Consider the following 19,884-nt stretch of genomic DNA (forward strand, 5'->3'; position numbering starts at 1 on the left):
AGGGGAAGGGCGGGAGGACGCCCGCTTGTGAGGGGAGGGGCGGGAGGACGTCCGCTTGTGGAGGAGGTCTTACGGGGTTGGGGCGTCCTTGCGTAGTAGGGCCGCGGACTTCAGGTCGGACCATACGGCTGGGGGGACCTTGGTGCGGGTTAGGGCTGCGTTGGTGTGTACTTCGTCGGCGGTGCGGCAGCCTACTGCGATGCCTGCGACTGCTGGGTGTGCCAGTGGGAAGGCGAGGGCCGCGGCGGGGAGGGTGGTGCCGTGGGACTCGCACACGTCGGCGATCTTGTTCGCCCTGTCGACCAGGGCCTGGGCCGCGGGCTCGTAGTTGAAGGTCGTGCCGGCCGCGGGACGAGGCTGGGACAGCAGGCCCGAGTTGAAGATGCCGACGGCAACCACCTGTACGTCGTTCTGCACGCAGGCGGGCAGTACGTCGTCGAGCCCGTCCGGGTCGATCAGCGAGTACCGGCCGGCCAGCATGATCACGTCGAGGTCGACCTCCTGGACGAACCGGGTCAGCATCGCCGACTGGTTCATCCCGGCTCCGATCGCGCCGATCACGCCCTGCTCGCGGAGCTCGATCAGGGTCGGGAACGCGGTCGCGACCGCGTCGGAGTAGTGATCGTCCGGGTCGTGCACGAACACCACGTCCAGCCGGTCGGTCCCGATCCGCCGCAGCGAGTCCTCGATGCTCCGCAGTACGCCGTCCCGCGAGAAGTCCCAGCGCCGGCGCCGCGTCGTACTGAGGTCGAAGCCTTCGTCGTCGGGTGCCGCGGTGTCCGACGAGTAGATGATCCGCCCGACCTTGCTGGAGAGCACGTACGAGTCCCGCGGCTTGCCCCGCAGCCCGAGGCCGAGCCGCTCCTCGGCGAGCCCGAGTCCGTAGTGCGGTGCGGTGTCGAAGTACCGCCAGCCTTCGTCCCAGGCGGCGTTCACCGCGGCGACCGCGTCCGCCTCGTGGACCTCGCCGAGCAGGTTGCCCAGCGGCGCACCGCCGAGCCCGATGCGCTGGTCCTCCGGAAAGAGCTTCATGAGCGGGCTCCCGGAAGCCGCAGGTTCTGCATGCCGCCGTCGACGGCCAGCGCCGTACCGGTCGTCGAACCCGACAGCGGACTCGCGAGATACGCGATCGCGGACGCCACCTCGTCCGCCGACACCAGTCGGCCCATCGGCTGCCGCGCCTCGAGCGCCGCACGCTCCGCGGCGGGGTCCTCGGCGACGTCGAGCAACCGCCCGACCCACGGCGTGTCCGCCGTACCGGGGTTCACGCAGTTCACCCGGATGCCTTCGCGGACGTGGTCCGCGGCCATCGCCATCGTCAGCGCCAGGACGGCGCCCTTGCTCGCGGAGTACAGCGCCCGGTTCGGCAGGCCGGCGGTCGCGGCGATCGAGCAGGTGTTGACGATCGCGGCCGCGGCCGACTTCCGCAGGTGCGGGAGCGCGGCCCGGGTGACGCGGGCGATGCCGACCACGTTCACGTCCAGCACCCGGTGCCATTCGGCGTCGTCGTTCGCGGTCACGTTGCCCTGGGCGCCGATGCCGGCGTTGTTCACCACGACGTCGATCCCGCCGAGCTGCAGCGCCGCGGCGGCGACCGCGTCCCGGATCGAGTCGTCGTCGGTGACGTCCGCCGCGATCCCGGTCAGCGGCGCCTCGACGTCCGGCTTCAGGTCGAACACGACCACCTGCGCGCCGCGGGCCGCCAGCAGCCGGGCCGCCGCGAGCCCGATCCCGGACGCACCGCCCGTGACAACAGCCCGCAGGCCGGCGAAGTCGGTCACGGGGCCTCCCGGTCTGGACTGAGGAGCGGAGGGGGCGAAGCGACCGGAGCGACGAGGGAAGACCGGGAGCCAAGGCCCCGGGACCGTGCCGGCGCCGGAGGCCCGGCCAACAGTACTGTCACTTGCTCTCCTCAGCTAGGTCGGTCCAGATCTTGCCACCCGGGTACCGGAAGTCGGTCAGCGTCTCGGCATCCATCTCCGCGCCGAACCCGGGCCGTACCGGTGCCACGTAGTGCCCGTCCCGGACCACCACCGGGTCCAGGAAGTGCTCGTGCAGGTGGTCGACGTACTCGATCACCCGGTCGTCCAGTGATCCGCTCACCGCGATGTAGTCGAACATCGACAGGTGCTGGACCAGCTCACACAGTCCTACCCCGCCCGCGTGCGGACACACCGGTACGCCGAACTTGGCCGCCAGCAGCAGGTTCGCGATGTTCTCGTTGACGCCCGCGACCCGGGCCGAGTCGATCTGCAGGACGGACAGCGCCTCGGCCTGCAGCAGCTGCTTGAACACGATCCGGTTCTGGACGTGCTCGCCGGTTGCGACCTTGATCGGCGCGATTGCCTTCGCGATCGCGGCGTGCCCGAGGATGTCGTCCGGGCTGGTCGGTTCCTCCACCCAGTAGACGTCGTACGGCTTGAGGGCCGCTATCCAGGTGATCGCCTCGGCGACGTCCCAGCGCTGGTTGGCGTCGATCGCGATCCGGATGTCCGGGCCGACCGCCTCGCGGGCCAGCCGCAGCCGGCGGATGTCGTCGTCGACGTTCGCGCCGACCTTCAGCTTGATCTGGGTGAACCCGTCGGCGACCGCCTCGTGGCAGAGCCGGACCAGTTTCGCGTCGTCGTACCCGAGCCAGCCGGGAGTCGTGGTGTACGCCGGGTAGCCGCGCTCCCGCAGTACCGCCTCCCGCTCGGCCCGTCCGGGCTCGGCCGCCCGCAGGATCTGCAGCGCCTCGTCCGGGGTCAGCGCGTCGGTCAGGTACCGGAAGTCGACCAGGCCGACGATCTGCTCCGGGGTGAGGTCCGCCAGCAGCTTCCACAGCGGTACGCCGGCCCGCTTGGCGGCCAGGTCCCACACCGCGTTCACGACCGCGCCGATCGCCATGTGCATGACGCCCTTCTCGGGGCCGAGCCAGCGCAGTTGCGAGTCGTGCACAAGTGACTTCCAGAACCCGCCGAGGTCGCTCAGCGTGGCGTCCAGGTCGAGCCCGACGACATGGTCGCGGAGCGCCTCGATGGCCGTGGTCTGGATGTCGTTGCCGCGGCCGATCGTGAACGCGAACCCGTGTCCCTCGAGCCCGTCCCCGGCGTCGGTCCGGAGGATGACGTACGCCGCGGAGTAGTCCGGGTCGGTGTTCATCGCGTCGGACCCGTCCAGGTCCAGGGACGTGGGGAAGCGGACGTCGTACGTCTCGAACTCGGTGAATCGTGCCATGCGGGAGCCGATCTACGCGGGCGGGTGTCGACGAGATCCTATAGGATATGTGCCTGCCTTGATAGGTTGATGGATCTGCAGGCATGCATAACCCTGGTTCCGGGCCGCCTGGCGGGCGTTAGGCGGTACTTGTGCGTGCCTGCAGATCCGCCACGTACAGTCGGTGCCGTGGCGGACGAGCGGGATGGAGTGTTGCGACTCGGCGGGCGGTCGTTCGGGCCGGGGGAGTTCGCCGTGATGGCGATCGTGAACCGGACCCCGGACTCGTTCTTCGACGGCGGCGCGACGTACGCGGCCCAGGCGGCGCTGACCGCGATCGACCAGGCGGTCGCCGACGGTGCGGACCTGGTCGACATCGGCGGCGTCAAGGCCGGGTACGGCGAACCCGTCGACGAGGCCGAGGAGCTGCGCCGGACCGTCGACTTCGTCGCCACCGTCCGCGACCGGCACCCGGAGCTGCTGATCAGCGTCGACACCTACCGCAGCGGCGTCGCCCGCCGGGTCGGAGCCGCCGGGGCGAACCTGATCAACGACACCTGGTCCGGCCACGACCCCGAGCTCGCCGGAGCCGCGGCCGAGGTCGGCGCGGGCCTGGTCTGCAGCCACGTCGGCGGGCTGAAGCCGCGCACCGACCCGCACCGGATGGCGTACGACGACGTGGTCGCGGACGTGATCCGGACGACCACCGCGCTGGCCCGGAAGGCGATCGCGGCCGGGGTGCACCCGGACGGGATCGTCATCGACCCGACCCACGACTTCGGCAAGAACACCCTGCACTCGCTCGAGGTGACGCGCCGGATCGACGAGCTGGCGGCGACCGGCTGGCCGGTACTGGTGGCGATGTCGAACAAGGACTTCCTCGGCGAGACCCTCGACCTGCCGTCCGGCCGGCGCGGTCCGGCGACGCTCGCCGCGGTCAGCGTCGCGGCCTGGCTGGGCGCGCGGGTGTTCCGGGTCCACGACGTCGCCGGCGTCCGGCAGGCCCTCGACCTGATCGCCGTACTGCGGAAGACCGCGACCCCGGCGTACACCCGAAGGAGCCTGGTGTGATTCGAGATCGTGCGGCCGGTCGCGAGCTGACCGAGGACGAGCTGATCGCCGCCTATGCGGTGGCGGATCGCTCGGTGCCCCGGCTCCGGGCGAACTTCGTCACCAGCCTGGACGGCGCGGTGACCGTGAAGGGCGTGTCCGGAGGCCTGTCCAGCAAGGACGACCAGAACATGCTCGGCCGGCTCCGGATGCTCGCGGACGTGGTCCTGGTCGGAGCCGGCACGCTGCGCGCCGAGGGGTACGGCGGTCTGCGGCTCGGGTCGAAGCGCCGCGCCTGGCGGGTCGAGCACGGCCTGCCGGAGAACCCGACGCTCGCCGCGGTCTCGGCCCGGCTCGACCTGCCCGCCGACAGCCCGGTGTTCACGAATGCGCCGACGCGCGCGATCGTCATCACCTGCGCGGCGTCTCCGGCCGAGCAGCGGGAGGCGCTGGCGGAGGTCGCCGACGTACTGGTCTGCGGCGAGGACGCGGTGGACCTCACGGCGGCCGTGGCTGCGCTGGGGGAGCGCGGGCTGACGCAGATCCTCTGCGAGGGCGGCCCGCACCTGCTGGGTTCGCTCACCGTCGCCGACCTGGTCGACGAGCTGTGCCTGACCGTCTCCCCGCTGCTCGCCGGACCGGGTGCGCGCCGGATCACAGACGGCGTCGCCGCCACCGAGGCACGACCGCTCCCGCTCATGCACATCCTGTCCGCCGACGACGGTTTCCTGTTCCTCCGCAACGGCCGGGGGATTCGCTAGTGCCGGTTGTTGTCGCGGCGGTTTGTCCGCATCCGCCGATCATCGTGCCCGAACTCGCCTCCGGCGCCGCGCCCGAACTCGACTCGCTGCGGGCCGCCTGCCGGACCGCCCTCGACGCGTTGTCGTCCGCCACCAGCATCCTCGTCGTCGGCTCGGGGCCGGTTTCGGCGACGTACGGCGCGGACGCGGGCGGGTCGTTCGGTCCGTACGGCGCTCCCGACGTACGGATCGGATCCGGTCCGCGGGTGCTGCCGCTGTCGTTGACCGTCGGCGGCTGGCTGCTCGGGCAGTCGAAGGCGGCCGGTCTGCCCCGGACGTACCTCGCGGTGCCGGTGGACGAGGTGCCGGCGCGCTGCCTGGAGCTCGGCAAGGAGATTGCCGCGGGCAACGAACGGGTCGGCCTGCTCGTGATGGGCGACGGCTCGGCGCGGCGCAGTGATCATGCGCCGGTGCACCTGCACCCACGCGCCGAGATCTTCGACACCACGGTCGCGAAAGCCTTCCAGGACGTGGATCTCGACGTACTGGCAGCACTCGACCCGGATCTCGCCACCGTACTCCAAGCAGCCGGCCGCGCGCCTTGGCAGATCCTCGCCGGCGCGTTTACCGGTACGACGCTGACGGGCGACCTGCTGTACGACGCAGCGCCGTATGGCGTCGGCTACTTCGTCGCGTCGTTCACCCAGTGATACTGGCGGGGTGACTGAGGAGCGGACGGGTTATCGGCGGTCGGCGAAGTCGCCGCGGGGTGAGGCGCGGCGGCGGGAGTTGCTCGAGAAGGTGGCGGACGACCTCGGGGCGAACGGGCTGGTCGACTTTTCGCTGCGGCGCGCGGCGCGGGCGGCCGGTACGACGCACAAGGTGCTGCTGTACCACTTCGACGGCGCCGAGGACCTGCTGACGCAGGCGGTCCTGCAGTTGCGCGAACGCCGGATCACGCGCGCGGTCTCGGCGGCGGCCGAGCAGGGCGGGTCACTGGCTGAGCGGGTGCGGTCGATGTGGCCGACGCTGATCGGCGAGGAGTCGTGGGTGCTCGACCAGGCGATCGGCCTGGCGATGTACGACGCCGGGCGGTACGCCGATCTCGCCCGGTCGGCGTCGCGGCAGTACCTGCCGACGTTGCTGGCGTTGTGCCCGGACGGCTGGGCGGACGAGCGGCGTACGGAGGTCGCGGAGCTGATCCTGGGGACGCTGCGCGGGTTCCTGATCGAGTGGCGGACGAGCGGGGACGCGGCCGGGATCGATGCCGGGTTCGCGGCGCTGACACGGGCCTTGGAGCGGGAAGAGCAGGCCTGAAGTAGGCATAGACAGATTTGCGAACCACGTGGTTCACTTCTGGTATGCGCGAGAAGGTGAGCTTCACGAGTGCCGGGCTGGACTGTGCGGCCTGGCACTACCCGGGTGGCAACGGCGGGTGCGTGGTGATGACCGGTGGCTTCGGAGTGCCGAAGGAGCCGGGGACGGATCGGTTCGCGGAGCGGTTCGCCGCGGCCGGATTCAGCGTGCTGGCGTTCGACCACCGCAACCTCGGGGAGAGTGCCGGGGAGCCGCGGCAGGTGGCGCGGGTGCGGGACCAACTGGACGACTGGCGGGCGGCGATCGCGTACGCGAAGACGCTGCCCGGGGTGGAACGGGTGGGAATCTGGGCGTTCTCGCTGCCCGGCGGGTACATCGTCCAGCTCGCCTCGGAGGATCTGGGCCTCTCCGCAGCGATCGCGCAGTCGGCGAACGTCGACGGCCCCACCGTCACCCGCCACGCCTCCCGCTACCAGTCGACCGGCAGCGCCCTCCGCCTGGTCGGGCGGGCGTTGCTGGACGTCGTCGGCGGTTGGCTGGGCCGCCCGCCGCGCCTGGTCGATCTGGCGGGTCCTACCGGGACGGTGGCGCTCCTCAACACCCCCGACGCCCAACTGGGCAGCGAAATCCTCAACCCCGGCAACCGCTACCCCGACTGGCAGCAGCAGATCGCGGCCCGCTCGGTGCTCCCCGCAGCGGTCTACCGCCCGGCGAAGTACGCCCCGGACGCCCGCTGCCCGATCCTGTACGTCGTCTGCGAAGACGACAAGTCAGCCCTGGCAGCCCCCACACTGAAGGCAGCCGCCACCACCCCAAAGGCAGAGGTGCTCCGGGTCGCCGGGAACCACTACGCCCCGTTCCTGGACGCCCACGAGGAGGTTGTCGCGGCCGAGTTGGCGTTCCTGGGGCGTCGGCTCGCGGCGCCGGATCTTTCCGGAAACAAACCGGCGCCAGGCGACGAAAAGTTACCGGAAAGGCTCTAACTCGAGCGGGACGTCCGGCCAGCGGGGTGCGGTGGCGGCCAGGTCGGCGTGTCCGGCGGACCGGAGCTGCTCGGTCAGTTCGGTGCGAGCCTGGCGTACGGCGGCTACTGCCTCGGCGGACGTGGCGTGCGGGCCGGACCAGTTGCAGACGGCGTCTCCGGCGTACCAGGCTCCGGTGGGGGCGCGGCGTACATGCGAGGTGGCGAGGCGGGCTGCGGGGAGGGGAACGTCCGCCAGTTGTACTACGGCGTCCACGGCGATCACGTCTGCGGACAGGTCCAGGAGCGGCTGCAGTTCTACGGCGTCCGCGTGGACGAACTCGTAGCCGGCGGGGGCTCGCTCCGCCAGCCACGTGAAGGCCTGCTCGGCTACGGCTGCCAGTTCGCCGGACAGTTCCGGGTCGAGGGTTTGGACGCCGCAGACGCGCGGATCGGTCGGGCGGAGGGCGGCCTGGCAGCGGCGGACGAGCATCTCCTCCGGGAGCGTCTGGCGACGGCCGACGATCCGGGACAGGCCGATGATGTCGAAGTTCAGCTCGTCGGGGGTCCGCTTCCGGCCGGGCTCGAACGCGGCGCCGGCCGCCGTACCGCGCGTCGTCCACGGGCCGGCGTGCCAGCGGGTGAGAGCTGTCATGCGGCCGACCCTACAAGCGTGCGATCAGGACGGCCGGACGGGTGCCGGTACGTCGAAGGTCTTCGCCAGGTCGTCCAGGATCGCCCACGCGCCCTGCAGGCCGACCGCGGTCATCCAGGTCAGGTCCGGTACGTCGTGCACCTTCGGCGCCAGCGGCTTCCACAACGGGTTCGCCTTGAACTGGGCGGCCGTCTTCGCGCCCAGCCCCTTCTCGTCGGCGTACGTCGTGACGAAGATGGCGTCCGCGTCGGCGTCCTTGATCCGCTCCGGGCTGATCTCCAGCGCGAAGTCGTCGACGTCCTGCGACTTCGGGCGCTTCAGCCCGGCGTCCTTGAGCACGATCCCGGAGTAGCTGGCGTTCCGGTACAGCCGGGTCGGCCCGTCGACGAACCGGACCACCGAGATCGTCGGATTATGCGCCTTCGCGTTGATCGCGTCGCCGGTCGTCTTCGCGGCCTTCTCGTACGCCGAGATCTCCTTCTCCGCGAGGTCCTCCGCGCCGAGCGCCTTGGCCTCCAACCGGATGTTGTCCTTCCAGGTCGCGCCGGTGGTCTCGGACATGATGGTCGGCGCGATCGCGGCCAACTGGTCGTAGAGCTTCTCGTGCCGGACCTTCGCGGTGACGATCAGGTCCGGGTTCAGCGCGGCGATCTTCTCCAGGTTCGGCTCGGCCAGCGTGCCGACCGACTCGGCCTCGGACCCGTACGTCTTCCGGTCGTCGCCGAGGTAGTCCGGCAGTTGCCCGTTGATCGTGCGGTAGTCGGTGTACCCGACGACCGGCGTGTCCAGGATCAGTGTCGCGTCCACGTAGCTGGTGTCAAGTGCGACCACCCGCTTCGGCTTGCTCTTGATCTCGGTCTTGCCCATCGCGTGCTCGACGGTCCGCGGGAAGCCTTCGCCGGCCGCACCGGCGGCGGCCGGGTCGTCGTCGGATCCGGACGCGCCGCAGGCGGTCAGCGCGAGGGCTGAGGTCGCGAGCACGGCAGCGAGCAGGGCGGTGATGCGGGGCAGGCGCACGGGTGTCTCCAGATCGGCACGAGTGGCGGGTTAAGGTAGCTCTTCACCTCAGAGGTAAGGCAAACCTAACCATATGTCCCCGCCGCCCGCACACCCGCCCGTGTCGCCGCCCCCGCCGCCGAGTGCCTCGCACCCCGTCACCCGTCGGGCCGTCGCCCTGGTGGCGCTCGCCGTGCTCCTGCTGCTGGCGTTCGCCGCCAGCCTCGCGCTCGGCTCGCGCTGGCTGGGACCGGGCGCGTTGTGGCACGCCTTGACCGCGAACAACGGCTCGGACGCGGACGTGATCGTCCGCAACCTGCGCTTCCCGCGCACGGTCGTCGCCGTACTGATCGGCTTGTGTCTCGGCATCGCCGGCACGTTGATGCAGGGTCACACCCGGAACGCGCTGGCCGAGCCCGGCATCTTCGGGGTGAGCTCAGGTGCGGCGTTCGCGGTGGTGCTCGGGTTGCAGGTGGGGCTGGTCGACTCGGTGTCGTCGACGGTGTGGGTTGCCTTGCTCGGCGCCTTGATCGCGACCTTCGCCGTACAGCGGCTGGCCGCTCGGGGTAGCGGTGCGACGCCGGTCGGGCTGGCGCTGACGGGTGCGGCCGTGGCGGCGATGCTCGGTGCGTTGACGTCGGCGATCGTGCTGCTCGATGCGAACACGTTGGACAGCTATCGCTTCTGGGCGGTCGGCTCGGTGGCCGGGCGCGGACTGGACGTGGCCGGGCAGGTGCTGCCGTTCGTGGTGATCGGTCTGCTGCTGGCCGCGGTCAACGCGCGCGATCTCGACCTGCTTGCGCTGGGCGACGATGTGGCAGCGGGACTCGGGTTGCCGGTCCGTCGGGCGCGCCTGGTCGGGCTCGGCGCGATCGGGTTGCTGACGGCCGCGGGCGTCGCGGCGTGCGGGCCGATCGGGTTCCTCGGGTTGCTGTCCGGCCATGTCGCGCGGCGGATCTTCGGCGCCCGCAACACCTGGTTGATCCCGGCCGCGGGTCTGATCGGCGCGACCGCGCTGGTACTCGCGGATCTCGTCGGCCGGCTCGTCGGCGGTGCCGGTGAGGTCCAGGCGGGCGTGGTCCTCGGCATCGTCGGCGCCCCGATGTTCGTCCTCGTCGTACGGCGCCGGGCGGTGGCGTTGTGAGGTCCCGCACCGTCCTGCTGAGCGTCCTGTTCGCGGCTTTGGCGGTCGTGATCGCGCTGGTGTCGTTGAGCGTCGGTACGACGAAACTCCCGGTCGCGGACGTGCTCGACGTACTGCTCGGCGGCGGCCGTCGCGGTACCCGGCTCGTCGTACTGGAGCTGCGACTGCCGCGGGTCGCGACCGGGCTGCTGGTGGGGATCGCGTTCGCCGTGTCCGGTGCGTTGCTGCAGACGTTGTCGCGGAATCCGCTGGCCAGTCCGGACATCGTCGGCGTGAACTCGGGTGCGTCCGCGGGTGCGGTCGCGGTCATCGTCCTGGCGGGGACGGGCGGTGGCAACATCTCCGGGTTTGCGGCGCAGGTCGGGATCCCGTTGGCGGCGGTGCTCGGCGGGCTGACCGCGACGCTGATCGTCGGTGCGCTGTCGATCCGGCGCGGCCCCGGGAGCACGGTCGATGCGGGCAAGGTGGTGCTGATCGGTGTCGGCATCGCCGCCGCCGCAAACTCGCTGGTCGCCTGGTTGCTGGTGATCGGCGACGTGAACGACGCGGGCCGGGCGGCTGCCTGGCTGGCCGGTTCGCTCAACTCGCGGGCCTGGAGTGACGCGCTACCGGTGCTGATCGCGGTCGTCGTGTTGTTGCCGGTGGCAATGATGTTCAACCGGGACCTGTCCGCGCTGGTGCTCGGCGACGACGTGGCCTCCGCACTCGGCGTCCGGGTGGCGCGGGTCCGGCTGGCGTTGCTGGTGATCGCCACCGTGCTGGCTGCCATGGCTACTGCCGGAGCTGGTCCGATCGCATTCGTCGCACTGGTCGCGCCGCAGGTCGCGCAGCGGCTCACCCGGATGGAGCGGCCGCCTTTGCTGACCACTGCGATGCTCGGCGCGCTCTTCGTCGTTCTGGCCGATCTGGTGGCCCGGAACGGGTTGCAGTGGGCGCAGGTCGGCCCGTACGAGTTACCTGTTGGTGTGGTCACGGCTGCGTGCGGAGCGCCGTACCTGCTGCACCTCATCGGCCGTCAGCAGAAGGGACGCTGAACCGTGCACGTAGAGAACCTGACCCTCGCGTACGACGCTGCGCCGGTAGTGGACGGCCTGACGTTGGAGGTGCCGTCCGGTCAGCTGACTGCGGTGGTAGGGCCGAACGGCTCCGGCAAGTCCACGCTGCTGCGGGGGATGAGCAGGCTGCTCACACCGCTTCGTGGACAGGTGCTGCTGGACGGGAAGGACATCCACCAACTGCCAGCGCGTGAACTAGCCAGGAAGCTAGGTGTGCTGCCACAGGGGCCTGTGACTCCGGAGGGCATCACTGCTGCCGAGCTGGTGTCGAGAGGCCGGCATCCGCACCGCGGGCTGTTCGGACGGCTGACCGCGGAAGACGACGCCGCTATCGAGGAGGCCTTGGCCGCGGTTGAGCTGACGGAGCTGCGTGAGCGCCCCGTGGACCAGCTGTCAGGTGGGCAGCGCCAACGGGTGTGGATCGCGATGGTGCTGGCCCAGGGTACGCAGCACCTCCTGCTCGACGAGCCCACGACGTACCTGGACCTCGCACACGCGGTGGACGTGATGAAGGTGGTGCATGGAGCAGCCACGACAGGCCGGACCGTTGTGGCTGTACTGCACGACCTGACGCTGGCAGCGCAGTACGCCGACCACCTGGTGGTGATGGGTGAGGGCCGGATCGCCGCTGAGGGGCGTCCGGTCGACGTACTCACGGCTGCCTTGCTGGAGGACGTCTTCGGCCTCAAGGCCACCGTGGTGGAGGTCGGCGGCGCACCGGTCGTCGTACCGGACCGCACCACCTGACCGCGTTCGGGTTGATTGGTCTATACAGGCTGGCTCGAAAGGATTGCCGGGTCCGGCGCGGCCGCGGAGGCTTGGCGGCATGCGCTGGACACGAGTAGTGGTGGCGGTTGGACTGATGGTGACGACGGCCGGGTTGGCGCCACTGGCGCACGCGGCCGGCGCGACACCGGACATGTGGACCGAGACGTCGTACAACTCGGTCTTCAAGGACAGCGGGCGATCGCCGGAGGCCGGTGACGACATCCGGCTGGACACCGCGAAGAACGACTACGAGGCAGCGCAGATCGTGCTGCGCGGACCGGCCGCGTTCACCGTGAACAGCGTCGACTTCAGCGCGCTGCAGGGGACCGGCGACGCCATCGCGGCGAGCGAGATCAGCTACAACCCGGTCGGGTACGAGTACCTGGACCGCAACTCGTACAACGGCTGGGAGCCGGACAACTTCGTCGTACCGACGATCCGGACCGCTCCGGGCGACTTCCCGGACCGGCTGCTGAACCAGCCGGGTATCGCCGTACCGGCGAACCAGACGCAGTCGATCTGGGTCCGGGTGCACGTGCCGGCGACCGCAAAGGGCGGCATCTACGCCGGCTACGCGACCGTCCGGACGACGAACGGCAACCTGTACGTGCCGATCCGGGTGAACGCCCGGAACGTGGTGATCCCGCCGGCCAACCAGAGCGAGTTCACCAACGTGATGTGGACGAACTTCCTCGGCCTGACCTCCTGGGACATGGGCCAGGGCGACACCGTCAAGCTGTTCTACGGGCACGACCGGTACTCGCCGCAGTGGTGGCAGCTGATCGACAACTGGGCCGACACGATGAAGCGGTACCGGCAGAACGACCTGCAGCTGCCGCTGGTCAACCTGCTCACCGACGGCGGCAGCAAGGTCGATGCCACCGGCAACTACACGTTCAACTTCGACCGCTTCGACCAGGTCGTGCAGCGGTTCCTGGACAAGGGCGTGGTGAACCGGCTGGAGGGGTTCACCGGCGCCGGGCCGCAGAACCCCGAGCACAACCCGCAGTACCCGCGGTACCTGCAGGAGGTGACGCCCAAGGAGACCGGCAGGCAGCTCCCGGACTTCGTGTACTGGGACTCGCCGGAGGCGGACAACTGGTACAAGCAGTTCTACCCGGCGCTGCGCCAGCACCTGGCCGACAAGGGCTGGGCGAGCATGTTCTGGATGCACGTGGGCGACGAGCCGGGGGCCGGCGGTGACCCGGGCTGGTTCGGTGTCGCGAACAAGCTCCGGCAGTACTGGCCGGACGTGAAGATCGGTGACGCGGTCGTCAACCAGCTGGCCGCGCGGGTGGCGCACGCGGAGGACATCGTCATTCCGAACCTGTTCACGTACACGGCGAACCCGAAGCCGTTCGACGACGAACGCAAGGCCGGCAAGCCGCTGTGGTTCTACAACTGCAACATCCCGGCCGGCAACCATCTCAACAGGTTCATCGACCAGCCGGAGTGGAGTCAGCGGCAGACCATGTGGCTCGCGTACGGCAAGGGCGCGACCGGGTACCTGCACTGGGCGTACGGCAACTGGCAGTTCAAGATGAGCGACCAGACCGTCAAGGGCGACGGGTACATCGTCCGGCCGGACACTGTGCACAACACGGTCGAGGCCTCACCGCGGTACGAGTCGTTGCGGGACGGCATGGAGGACTGGGAGGTCCTCAACCACCTCGGCAAGACCAACCCGGGGCTGGCACACGACCTGGCGACGGCCGCAGTGCAAGCCAGCGACAAGTACTCGCCGGACGTGAGCTACATGCAGCGGATCCGTGCTCTTACGCTGGATGCGGCCGCTGGGCTGCCTGTGAAGGGCCTCCCGTACAAGAAGACCGGCACCTCGAACGGAGTGCAGATCGACCTGGGCCGCCAGGCACAGGTGGACGGCGTACAGCTGCACTGGGGCGCCACCTGGGCCAGCAAGTACCACGTGCTCATCTCGTTCGACGGTACGAAGTGGGCAGAGGCAGCGAACAGGACCGACGACCCCGCGGACGACCTGGCCAAGCCCGGTGGCGACGACTTCCTGGGGATCAACGCGAAGACGCGCTACATCCGGATCACGGTGGACGGCACAGCGCCGTACGACCTGCAAGGGCTGGAGGTGGCGGGGCACCGCCTGCTGCAGCAGAACCTTGCGGGTGGGAAGCCGTACACCAAGACCGCTCCGTCGACACGGTTCCCGGACGCGGGTAACGAGGCGACCGACGGGGTGCTGGGCGACAACTGGGGCGACGGCAAGCAGTTCGGGTACGAGCTGGCCAACGTCGGCGACAGCGTGCATCCGACGGTCAACATCGACCTCGGGTGGGCCCAGACGGTCGGCACGGTGCGCGTGCATGCCTACGAGGAGTACCCGGACTACCGGCCGGACCAGATCACGGTCGCGACCAGTACCGACGGTACGAACTTCACCGACCGCGGGCAGGTCAGTTCGGTGAACGGGGCCTCGCGGATCTGGTACGACATCGGGTTCGCGCCGTCGAAGGCCCGGTGGGTCCGGGTGACGTTCGACAAGACGATGCACAACAAGTACCAGTCCGGCCTGTTCGTCGACGAGATCGAGGCGTACGGCGCCGGCCACGCGGGCGACGTGGTGCCGGGGGCGACGGCGTACCAGTGGAACGACGCAGGTGGTGCCGGTCACGAGGTGATCTTCGCCCCGACCGCGGCCGGCACCATGGGGCGCTGGGACTGGAGTGGTGCGGCCGGGCTGAAGCGGAACGACCTGGGTGGTGGCCCGATCGCCGGCAAGACCACGGGGTACGCCTGGGAGAACCAGCAGCACGCAGTGGCCCGAAGTACGACGGGAACGCTGCTGCACTGGTGGTGGGTCGAGGGCGAGCCAGCGGCGCACAACGCGGACTGGGGAGGTGATGCGGCCGGTGATCCGGCCGCAGTGGTCTGGTCCGGCCAGCAGCACATCTTCGCGCGCTCCTCGACCGGTGGCCTCACGCACTGGTGGTGGGACCCCGCTGACGGCCAGTTACGCCTCGACAGCTGGGGCGGTGCACCCGGTGCGATAGTCGGTACGCCGTCGACGTACGTGTGGGACAACCAGTTGCACGTTGTCGCCCGTGGCGCGGACAACCACCTGTACCACTGGTGGTGGCAGCTGGGTGACTTCGAGCCGCACTTCGCCGACTGGAACGGTGAGGCGTACTCCGACCCCACGGCGTTCGTTTGGAACGGACAGCAGCACGTGTACACGCAAGCCGCGGACGGGCAGCTCTACCACTGGTACTGGGACGCCGGTGACGGGCTGCACCAAGTCGAATGGGGAGGTGCTCCGGCGAAGTTCGTCGGGGCGCCGTCTGCGTTCAAGACCGCGACGCAGCAGCATGTGGTCGCACGTGGTCCCGGCAACACGCTCTACCACTGGTGGTGGGACCAGGGCACCAGCAAGGTGACGTGGGAGGACCTGGGCGGGCAGGTGTACGCCGATCCGGTGGCGTTCGCGTTCGCTGACCAGCATCAGTATTTCGCCCAGAGCGGAACCGGAACGTTGTACCACTGGTGGTGGACGCCGCAGGACGGCTGGCACCAGAACGACTGGGGCGGTTCGGTGCAGGTCCCCGTCTGAAAACTGTCGGTGGCGCCGGGGAACATCGCGGGCATGAGTCGACTCGCTACCCAGGCGTCACCGACCGGTAATTTTCTGGTCGGTTGTCCAGCCCCGCACCCGGAGCTAGGTTCGCTGACGTGACCTCGCCCAGTGGTTCCACGGCGACGACTCCGATCGGCTCCCGGGCCGAGGCGGAGGGGTACGTCGCGATGGTCTGTTTCAAGCACGGTCCACCTCGGCTGTACGGCGTCGAGCTCGAGTGGACAGTGCATCACGCGGACGATCCGCACCGGCCGCTCGACGCCGGACAACTGAGTAAAGCCCTGGGCGAGCACGCCCCCGCGACCCTGGTCCGCGGCAGCCCGCAGCTGCCGTTGCGCCGCGGCGCTCTGGTCACCGTGGAGCCCGGTGGCCAGGTGGAGATCTCCGGTCCCGCGACCGACTCGATCCCACGGCTGATCGACGACACCGCCGCCGACGCCGACGAGCTCACCACATTGCTTCTGGACGCCGACCTGGTCCCGGGCGGCTACGGCCTGGACCCGTTCCGGGCACCCCGGCGGATCCTCGCGGTCCCGCGGTACGCCGCGATGGAACACGCGTTCCAGCGGCTCGGACCGCACGGCCCACGGATGATGTGCAGCACCGCCGGCCTGCAGATCTGCTTGGACGCCGGCGAGGCTGACCAGACCGCTCTCCGTTGGCGGGCCCTGCACGATCTCGGTCCCGCATTGGTCGCGTTGTTCGCCAACTCCCGCCGCCGCGACGGCTCCGACACGGGCTGGGCCTCGGCTCGTACACAGGCCACCTTCGGTACGTGCGCCCCGTTCACCGAGCCGCCACCGATCGACGGCGACCCGGCCGCCGCGTGGGCGCGGACCGCGATGGAGGCGCCGGTGCTGTGTCTGCGCCGCGGCGACACGTGGGACGCCCCGACCGGTCTCACGTTCGGTGCCTGGGCGGACGGACAGCTGCCCGGCGATCGGCCGACGTACGACGACCTCGACTACCACCTGTCCACGCTCTTCCCGCCGGTCCGGCCGCGCGGGTATCTCGAGGTGCGCTACCTCGACGCGCAGCGGGGGGACGGGTGGATCGCCCCGACCCTGCTGCTCACCGCACTCATGTCCGCGCCGCTCGACCAGGTCCTGGCCGCGGCTGAGCCCGCCGCCGGGCGCTGGTTCCCGGCCGCGCGGGAAGGCCTCAGGGACAGGTTGGTACTGCGTGCCGCGCGAGACGTGGTGGCACTCGGTGCCGCGGTCCTGGACCGGACCGGTGCGGATCCCGAACACACCGCTGCCGTCGCAACCCGGCTGCAGCGCATCGTCGACACCACCCAAGGAAGGCGAGCTTCATGAGTCACCAATTGTCCGACCTGTCGCCCGAAGGTCTGCGGGCCTTCGTGGGGGAGCAACTGGAACGGTCCCGGGCCAGGACCGTGCAGCTGACCGACGCGGTCGACACCGACGACCTGGTCAAGCAGCACTCCAAGCTGATGTCACCACTCGTCTGGGACTACGCACACGTCGGCAACCAGGAGGAGCTCTGGCTGGTCCGCGACGTCGGCGGCCGGGAGCCGCTGCGCCAGGACATCGACGAGCTGTACGACGCGTTCCAGCACCCGCGGGCGGACCGTCCCTCGTTGCCGCTGCTGGGTCCGGCGGAGACCCGCCTCTACGTGAACGAAGTACGGGACAAGGTGCTGGACGTCTTGGATCACGTGAAGTTCGACGCCGGGCGTGAGTTGGTGGACAACGCGTTCGCGTTCGGGATGATCACGCAGCACGAGCAGCAGCACGACGAGACGATGCTCGCGACACATCAGCTGCGGGCAGGTGTGCCGGTGCTGGACGCGCCGCCGCCTCCCGCCGGACGGGTCTTGCCGGCGGCGGAGGTGTTCGTGCCGGGCGGGGTGTTCGAGATGGGTACGTCGATCGAGCCGTGGGCGTTGGACAACGAGCGGCCGGCACACGCCGTACACGTGATGCCGTTCGCGATCGACACGGTGCCGGTGACGAACGGGGACTACCTGCGGTTCGTGCTCGGTGGTGGGTACGCGGATCCGCAGTGGTGGTCGGAGGCCGGGTGGGCGCTGGTGCAGCAGGCGTCGCTGGTCGCGCCGCGGTTCTGGTCGCAGGCTGACGGGGAGTGGTGGCGGCTGCGGTTCGGGCATTTGGAGCGGTTGCCGATGGACGAGCCGGTGATGCACGTCTGCTTCTACGAGGCGGAGGCGTACGCGAAGTGGGCCGGCAAGCGGCTGCCGACCGAGGAGGAGTGGGAGTTCGCGGCGCGGTTCGATCCCGCGTCCGGGCGGACGCGGCGGTTCCCGTGGGGTGACGAGTCGCCCGGCCTGCAGCACGCGAACCTCGGCCAGCGGCATCTCTCGCCCGCACCGGTCGGGGCGTATCCGGCCGGGGCGTCGCCGCTCGGGGTCGAGCAGTTGATCGGCGACCTGTGGGAGTGGACGTCGAGCGACTTCCGCCCGTACCCCGGGTTCCGCGCCTGGCCGTACGACGAGTACTCGCTGGTGTTCTTCGGCCCCGACCACAAGATCCTACGTGGCGGTTCGTTCGGTACGGACGAGGTCGTCGCCCGCGGCACGTTCCGCAACTGGGACTACCCGATCCGCCGCCAGATCTTCGCCGGCTTCCGCTGCGCCCGCGACCCGCACCCCGAAGAACTCCACCCCTGATGTGCCGTCACCTGGCCTACCTGGGCCCACCCATCACGCTGTCCTCCCTGATCCTCGACCCCACCCACTCCCTCTACGAACAAAGCTGGTCCCCCCACGACATGCGCGCCGGCGGCACCGTAAACGCCGACGCCTTCGGCCTCGCCTGGTACACGGAAAACCAGCTCACCAGGTACCGGCGGAATGTGCCGATCTGGACGGATGACAACCTTCCGGGGTTGCTCGGAGCTATTCGTTCGGGGGCGGTGGTTGCTGCCGTGCGGAACGGGACCGAGCGGATGCCGCACAGCGAGGCGGCGGTTGCGCCGTTCACGTCTGGGGACTGGGCGTTCAGCCACAACGGACGGGTCCCGGGCTACCCCGACTCGGCTGTGAAGCTGGCCGAGGAATTGCCGGCGCGCGACCTGCTGCAGCTGGACGCGCCGGTGGACTCGGCGTTGCTGTTCGCGCTGATCACCCACCGCCTGAGCGCGGGACCAGCTGAGGCGGTCGCGTCGGTCGTGCGTGACGTGGAAGCTGCCGCGCCGGACTCCCGCCTGAACCTGCTGCTGACGGACGGGCAGCAGGTGATCGCGACGGTGTGGACACACTCGCTCCACGTCCGCCGTACGACCGACTCCGTCACTGTCGCCTCCGAACCCTTCGGCGACGGCGACTGGACCGCAGTACCCGATCGTTCCCTGCTCGTGGCCACCGCCACGACCGTGCAGGTCACCCCGATGGAAGGACACCCGTGACCCTCATCGACGTACAGCTGACCCCGGACTACGCCGCGCGCGCCCTCCGCGACGACGTACGCGCGGGGTTGTCGGCGACGCCGAAGTGGTTGCCGCCGAAGTGGTTCTACGACGCGCGGGGGAGTGAGCTGTTCGAGCAGATCACCCGCCTGCCGGAGTACTACCCGACTCGTGCCGAGCGCGAGATCCTGCAGACCCGCGCCGCCGAGATCACGACCCTCACCAACGCCCACACGCTGGTCGAGCTCGGCTCCGGTTCCTCGGAGAAGACCCGCCTGCTGCTCGACGGGCTCCGCGACCACGGCACACTCACCAGTTTCGTACCGCTGGACGTCTCGGAGACGGCGCTCCGCGAGGCGTCCGGCGCGATCAACGCCGACTACCCGACCATCGACGTCCACGGTGTCGTCGGCGACTTCACCGCGCACCTCGACAAGCTGCCGGGCGACCCGCCCCGGCTGGTCGCGTTCCTCGGCGGCACGATCGGCAACCTGATCCCGGCCGAACGCGAGACGTTCTACCGCTCGATCCGCGACGTCCTCGAGCCCGGCGAATTCCTCCTCCTGGGGACCGACCTGGTGAAGGATCCCGCCACGCTGGTCGCGGCGTACGACGACGCGGCCGGCGTCACGGCCGAGTTCAACAAGAACGTGCTCCGGGTGATCAACCGCCAGCTCGGCGCGGACTTCGACGTCGACGCGTTCGAGCACGTGGCGATCTGGGACGAGGACAACGAGTGGATCGAGATGCACCTGCGCGCCACCCGCGCGATGCAGGTGCTGATCCCGGAGATCCACCTCGACGTGACGTTCGCCGCGGGCGAGGAGCTCAGTACGGAGATCTCCGCCAAGTTCCACCGCGCCGGAGTAGAAGCCGAGCTCGACAAAGCGGGCTTCACCCCGGCCGCGTGGTGGACCGACACCGCACACCGCTTCGCCCTCTCCCTCTGGCAAGCCCTCTGACCCGTAACGTCCGAAGATCCGAGGGCGTGCGCCCTCGGATCTTCGGACGT

At 69.9% G+C, this 19,884-nt stretch carries 18 protein-coding genes; 13 read left to right on the top strand and 5 right to left on the bottom strand.

The window, feature by feature from the left end; all coding sequences use genetic code 11:
- Nucleotides 1-69: 69 nt before the first annotated feature.
- The 3 genes from JOF29_RS08670 to JOF29_RS08680 form a co-directional block, all read right to left on the bottom strand.
- Nucleotides 70-1,032 carry an aldo/keto reductase gene (locus JOF29_RS08670; protein WP_209693699.1) on the bottom strand — a complete coding sequence of 321 codons (963 nt, stop codon included), beginning with the start codon at nucleotides 1,030-1,032 and terminating at the stop codon, nucleotides 70-72.
- Nucleotides 1,029-1,781 carry an SDR family NAD(P)-dependent oxidoreductase gene (locus JOF29_RS08675; protein WP_209693700.1) on the bottom strand — a complete coding sequence of 251 codons (753 nt, stop codon included), beginning with the start codon at nucleotides 1,779-1,781 and terminating at the stop codon, nucleotides 1,029-1,031. Before JOF29_RS08675 ends, JOF29_RS08670 begins: the two co-directional genes overlap by 4 nt.
- Nucleotides 1,782-1,899: 118 nt before the next feature.
- Nucleotides 1,900-3,216, bottom strand: coding sequence for an L-fuconate dehydratase (locus tag JOF29_RS08680; RefSeq protein ID WP_209693701.1), 1,317 nt, complete (start codon nucleotides 3,214-3,216; stop codon nucleotides 1,900-1,902).
- 168 nt (nucleotides 3,217-3,384) lie between these two features.
- Between JOF29_RS08680 and folP the strand changes: the two genes are divergently transcribed.
- Genes folP through JOF29_RS08705 form a run of 5 tightly spaced genes read left to right on the top strand, consistent with a single transcriptional unit; the run spans nucleotide 3,385 to nucleotide 7,285 of the window.
- A complete protein-coding gene (gene folP, locus JOF29_RS08685) occupies nucleotides 3,385-4,266 on the top strand; it encodes a dihydropteroate synthase (RefSeq protein WP_307863214.1) in 882 nt (293 codons plus the stop codon).
- Complete coding sequence (locus tag JOF29_RS08690; protein WP_307863215.1) at nucleotides 4,263-5,006, top strand: pyrimidine reductase family protein; 744 nt, start codon at nucleotides 4,263-4,265, stop codon at nucleotides 5,004-5,006. The genes folP and JOF29_RS08690 overlap by 4 nt, the downstream gene beginning before the upstream one ends.
- Nucleotides 5,006-5,695, top strand: a complete 690-nt coding sequence (locus tag JOF29_RS08695; protein ID WP_209693703.1) for a class III extradiol dioxygenase subunit B-like domain-containing protein — start codon at nucleotides 5,006-5,008, stop codon at nucleotides 5,693-5,695. Before JOF29_RS08690 ends, JOF29_RS08695 begins: the two co-directional genes overlap by 1 nt.
- A gap of 10 nt (nucleotides 5,696-5,705) precedes the next feature.
- On the top strand, nucleotides 5,706-6,302 hold the full coding sequence (locus JOF29_RS08700) for a TetR/AcrR family transcriptional regulator (protein WP_209693704.1): 597 nt from the start codon (nucleotides 5,706-5,708) through the stop codon (nucleotides 6,300-6,302).
- Between the two features lie 44 nt (nucleotides 6,303-6,346).
- Nucleotides 6,347-7,285, top strand: coding sequence for an alpha/beta hydrolase (locus JOF29_RS08705; RefSeq protein ID WP_209693705.1), 939 nt, complete (start codon nucleotides 6,347-6,349; stop codon nucleotides 7,283-7,285).
- Here the strand turns inward: JOF29_RS08705 and JOF29_RS08710 are convergent.
- Together JOF29_RS08710 and JOF29_RS08715 are read right to left on the bottom strand one after the other, a co-directional pair.
- The gene (locus JOF29_RS08710; protein ID WP_209693706.1) at nucleotides 7,268-7,918 is read right to left on the bottom strand and encodes a hypothetical protein; all 651 of its coding nucleotides are present in this window, start codon (nucleotides 7,916-7,918) and stop codon (nucleotides 7,268-7,270) included. The two genes, JOF29_RS08705 and JOF29_RS08710, sit on opposite strands and share 18 nt — an antisense overlap.
- A gap of 24 nt (nucleotides 7,919-7,942) precedes the next feature.
- Entirely contained in the window at nucleotides 7,943-8,935 is a 993-nt protein-coding gene (locus JOF29_RS08715) for an ABC transporter substrate-binding protein (RefSeq protein WP_307863216.1), read from the bottom strand.
- A 160-nt stretch (nucleotides 8,936-9,095) separates the two neighbouring features.
- On the opposite strand from JOF29_RS08715, the gene JOF29_RS08720 reads away from it, so the two are divergent.
- From JOF29_RS08720 to egtD, 8 genes are all read left to right on the top strand, one after another.
- Nucleotides 9,096-10,058, top strand: coding sequence for a FecCD family ABC transporter permease (locus JOF29_RS08720; protein WP_307863217.1), 963 nt, complete (start codon nucleotides 9,096-9,098; stop codon nucleotides 10,056-10,058).
- Nucleotides 10,055-11,092, top strand: coding sequence for a FecCD family ABC transporter permease (locus JOF29_RS08725; protein ID WP_209693708.1), 1,038 nt, complete (start codon nucleotides 10,055-10,057; stop codon nucleotides 11,090-11,092). The genes JOF29_RS08720 and JOF29_RS08725 overlap by 4 nt, the downstream gene beginning before the upstream one ends.
- A 3-nt stretch (nucleotides 11,093-11,095) precedes the next feature.
- On the top strand, nucleotides 11,096-11,860 hold the full coding sequence (locus tag JOF29_RS08730; protein WP_209693709.1) for an ABC transporter ATP-binding protein: 765 nt from the start codon (nucleotides 11,096-11,098) through the stop codon (nucleotides 11,858-11,860).
- A gap of 79 nt (nucleotides 11,861-11,939) precedes the next feature.
- Entirely contained in the window at nucleotides 11,940-15,461 is a 3,522-nt protein-coding gene (locus tag JOF29_RS08735) for a glycoside hydrolase domain-containing protein (protein ID WP_209693710.1), read from the top strand.
- A gap of 119 nt (nucleotides 15,462-15,580) precedes the next feature.
- Complete coding sequence (locus JOF29_RS08740) at nucleotides 15,581-16,801, top strand: glutamate-cysteine ligase family protein (protein WP_209693711.1); 1,221 nt, start codon at nucleotides 15,581-15,583, stop codon at nucleotides 16,799-16,801.
- Entirely contained in the window at nucleotides 16,798-18,135 is a 1,338-nt protein-coding gene (egtB, locus tag JOF29_RS08745) for an ergothioneine biosynthesis protein EgtB (RefSeq protein ID WP_209693712.1), read from the top strand. The genes JOF29_RS08740 and egtB overlap by 4 nt, the downstream gene beginning before the upstream one ends.
- The gene (gene egtC, locus JOF29_RS08750) at nucleotides 18,135-18,872 is read left to right on the top strand and encodes an ergothioneine biosynthesis protein EgtC (protein ID WP_209693713.1); all 738 of its coding nucleotides are present in this window, start codon (nucleotides 18,135-18,137) and stop codon (nucleotides 18,870-18,872) included. Before egtB ends, egtC begins: the two co-directional genes overlap by 1 nt.
- Nucleotides 18,869-19,834, top strand: a complete 966-nt coding sequence (gene egtD, locus JOF29_RS08755; RefSeq protein WP_209693714.1) for an L-histidine N(alpha)-methyltransferase — start codon at nucleotides 18,869-18,871, stop codon at nucleotides 19,832-19,834. Before egtC ends, egtD begins: the two co-directional genes overlap by 4 nt.
- Nucleotides 19,835-19,884 lie beyond the last annotated feature (50 nt).

Source organism: Kribbella aluminosa (assembly GCF_017876295.1).
Classification (GTDB): domain Bacteria; phylum Actinomycetota; class Actinomycetes; order Propionibacteriales; family Kribbellaceae; genus Kribbella; species Kribbella aluminosa.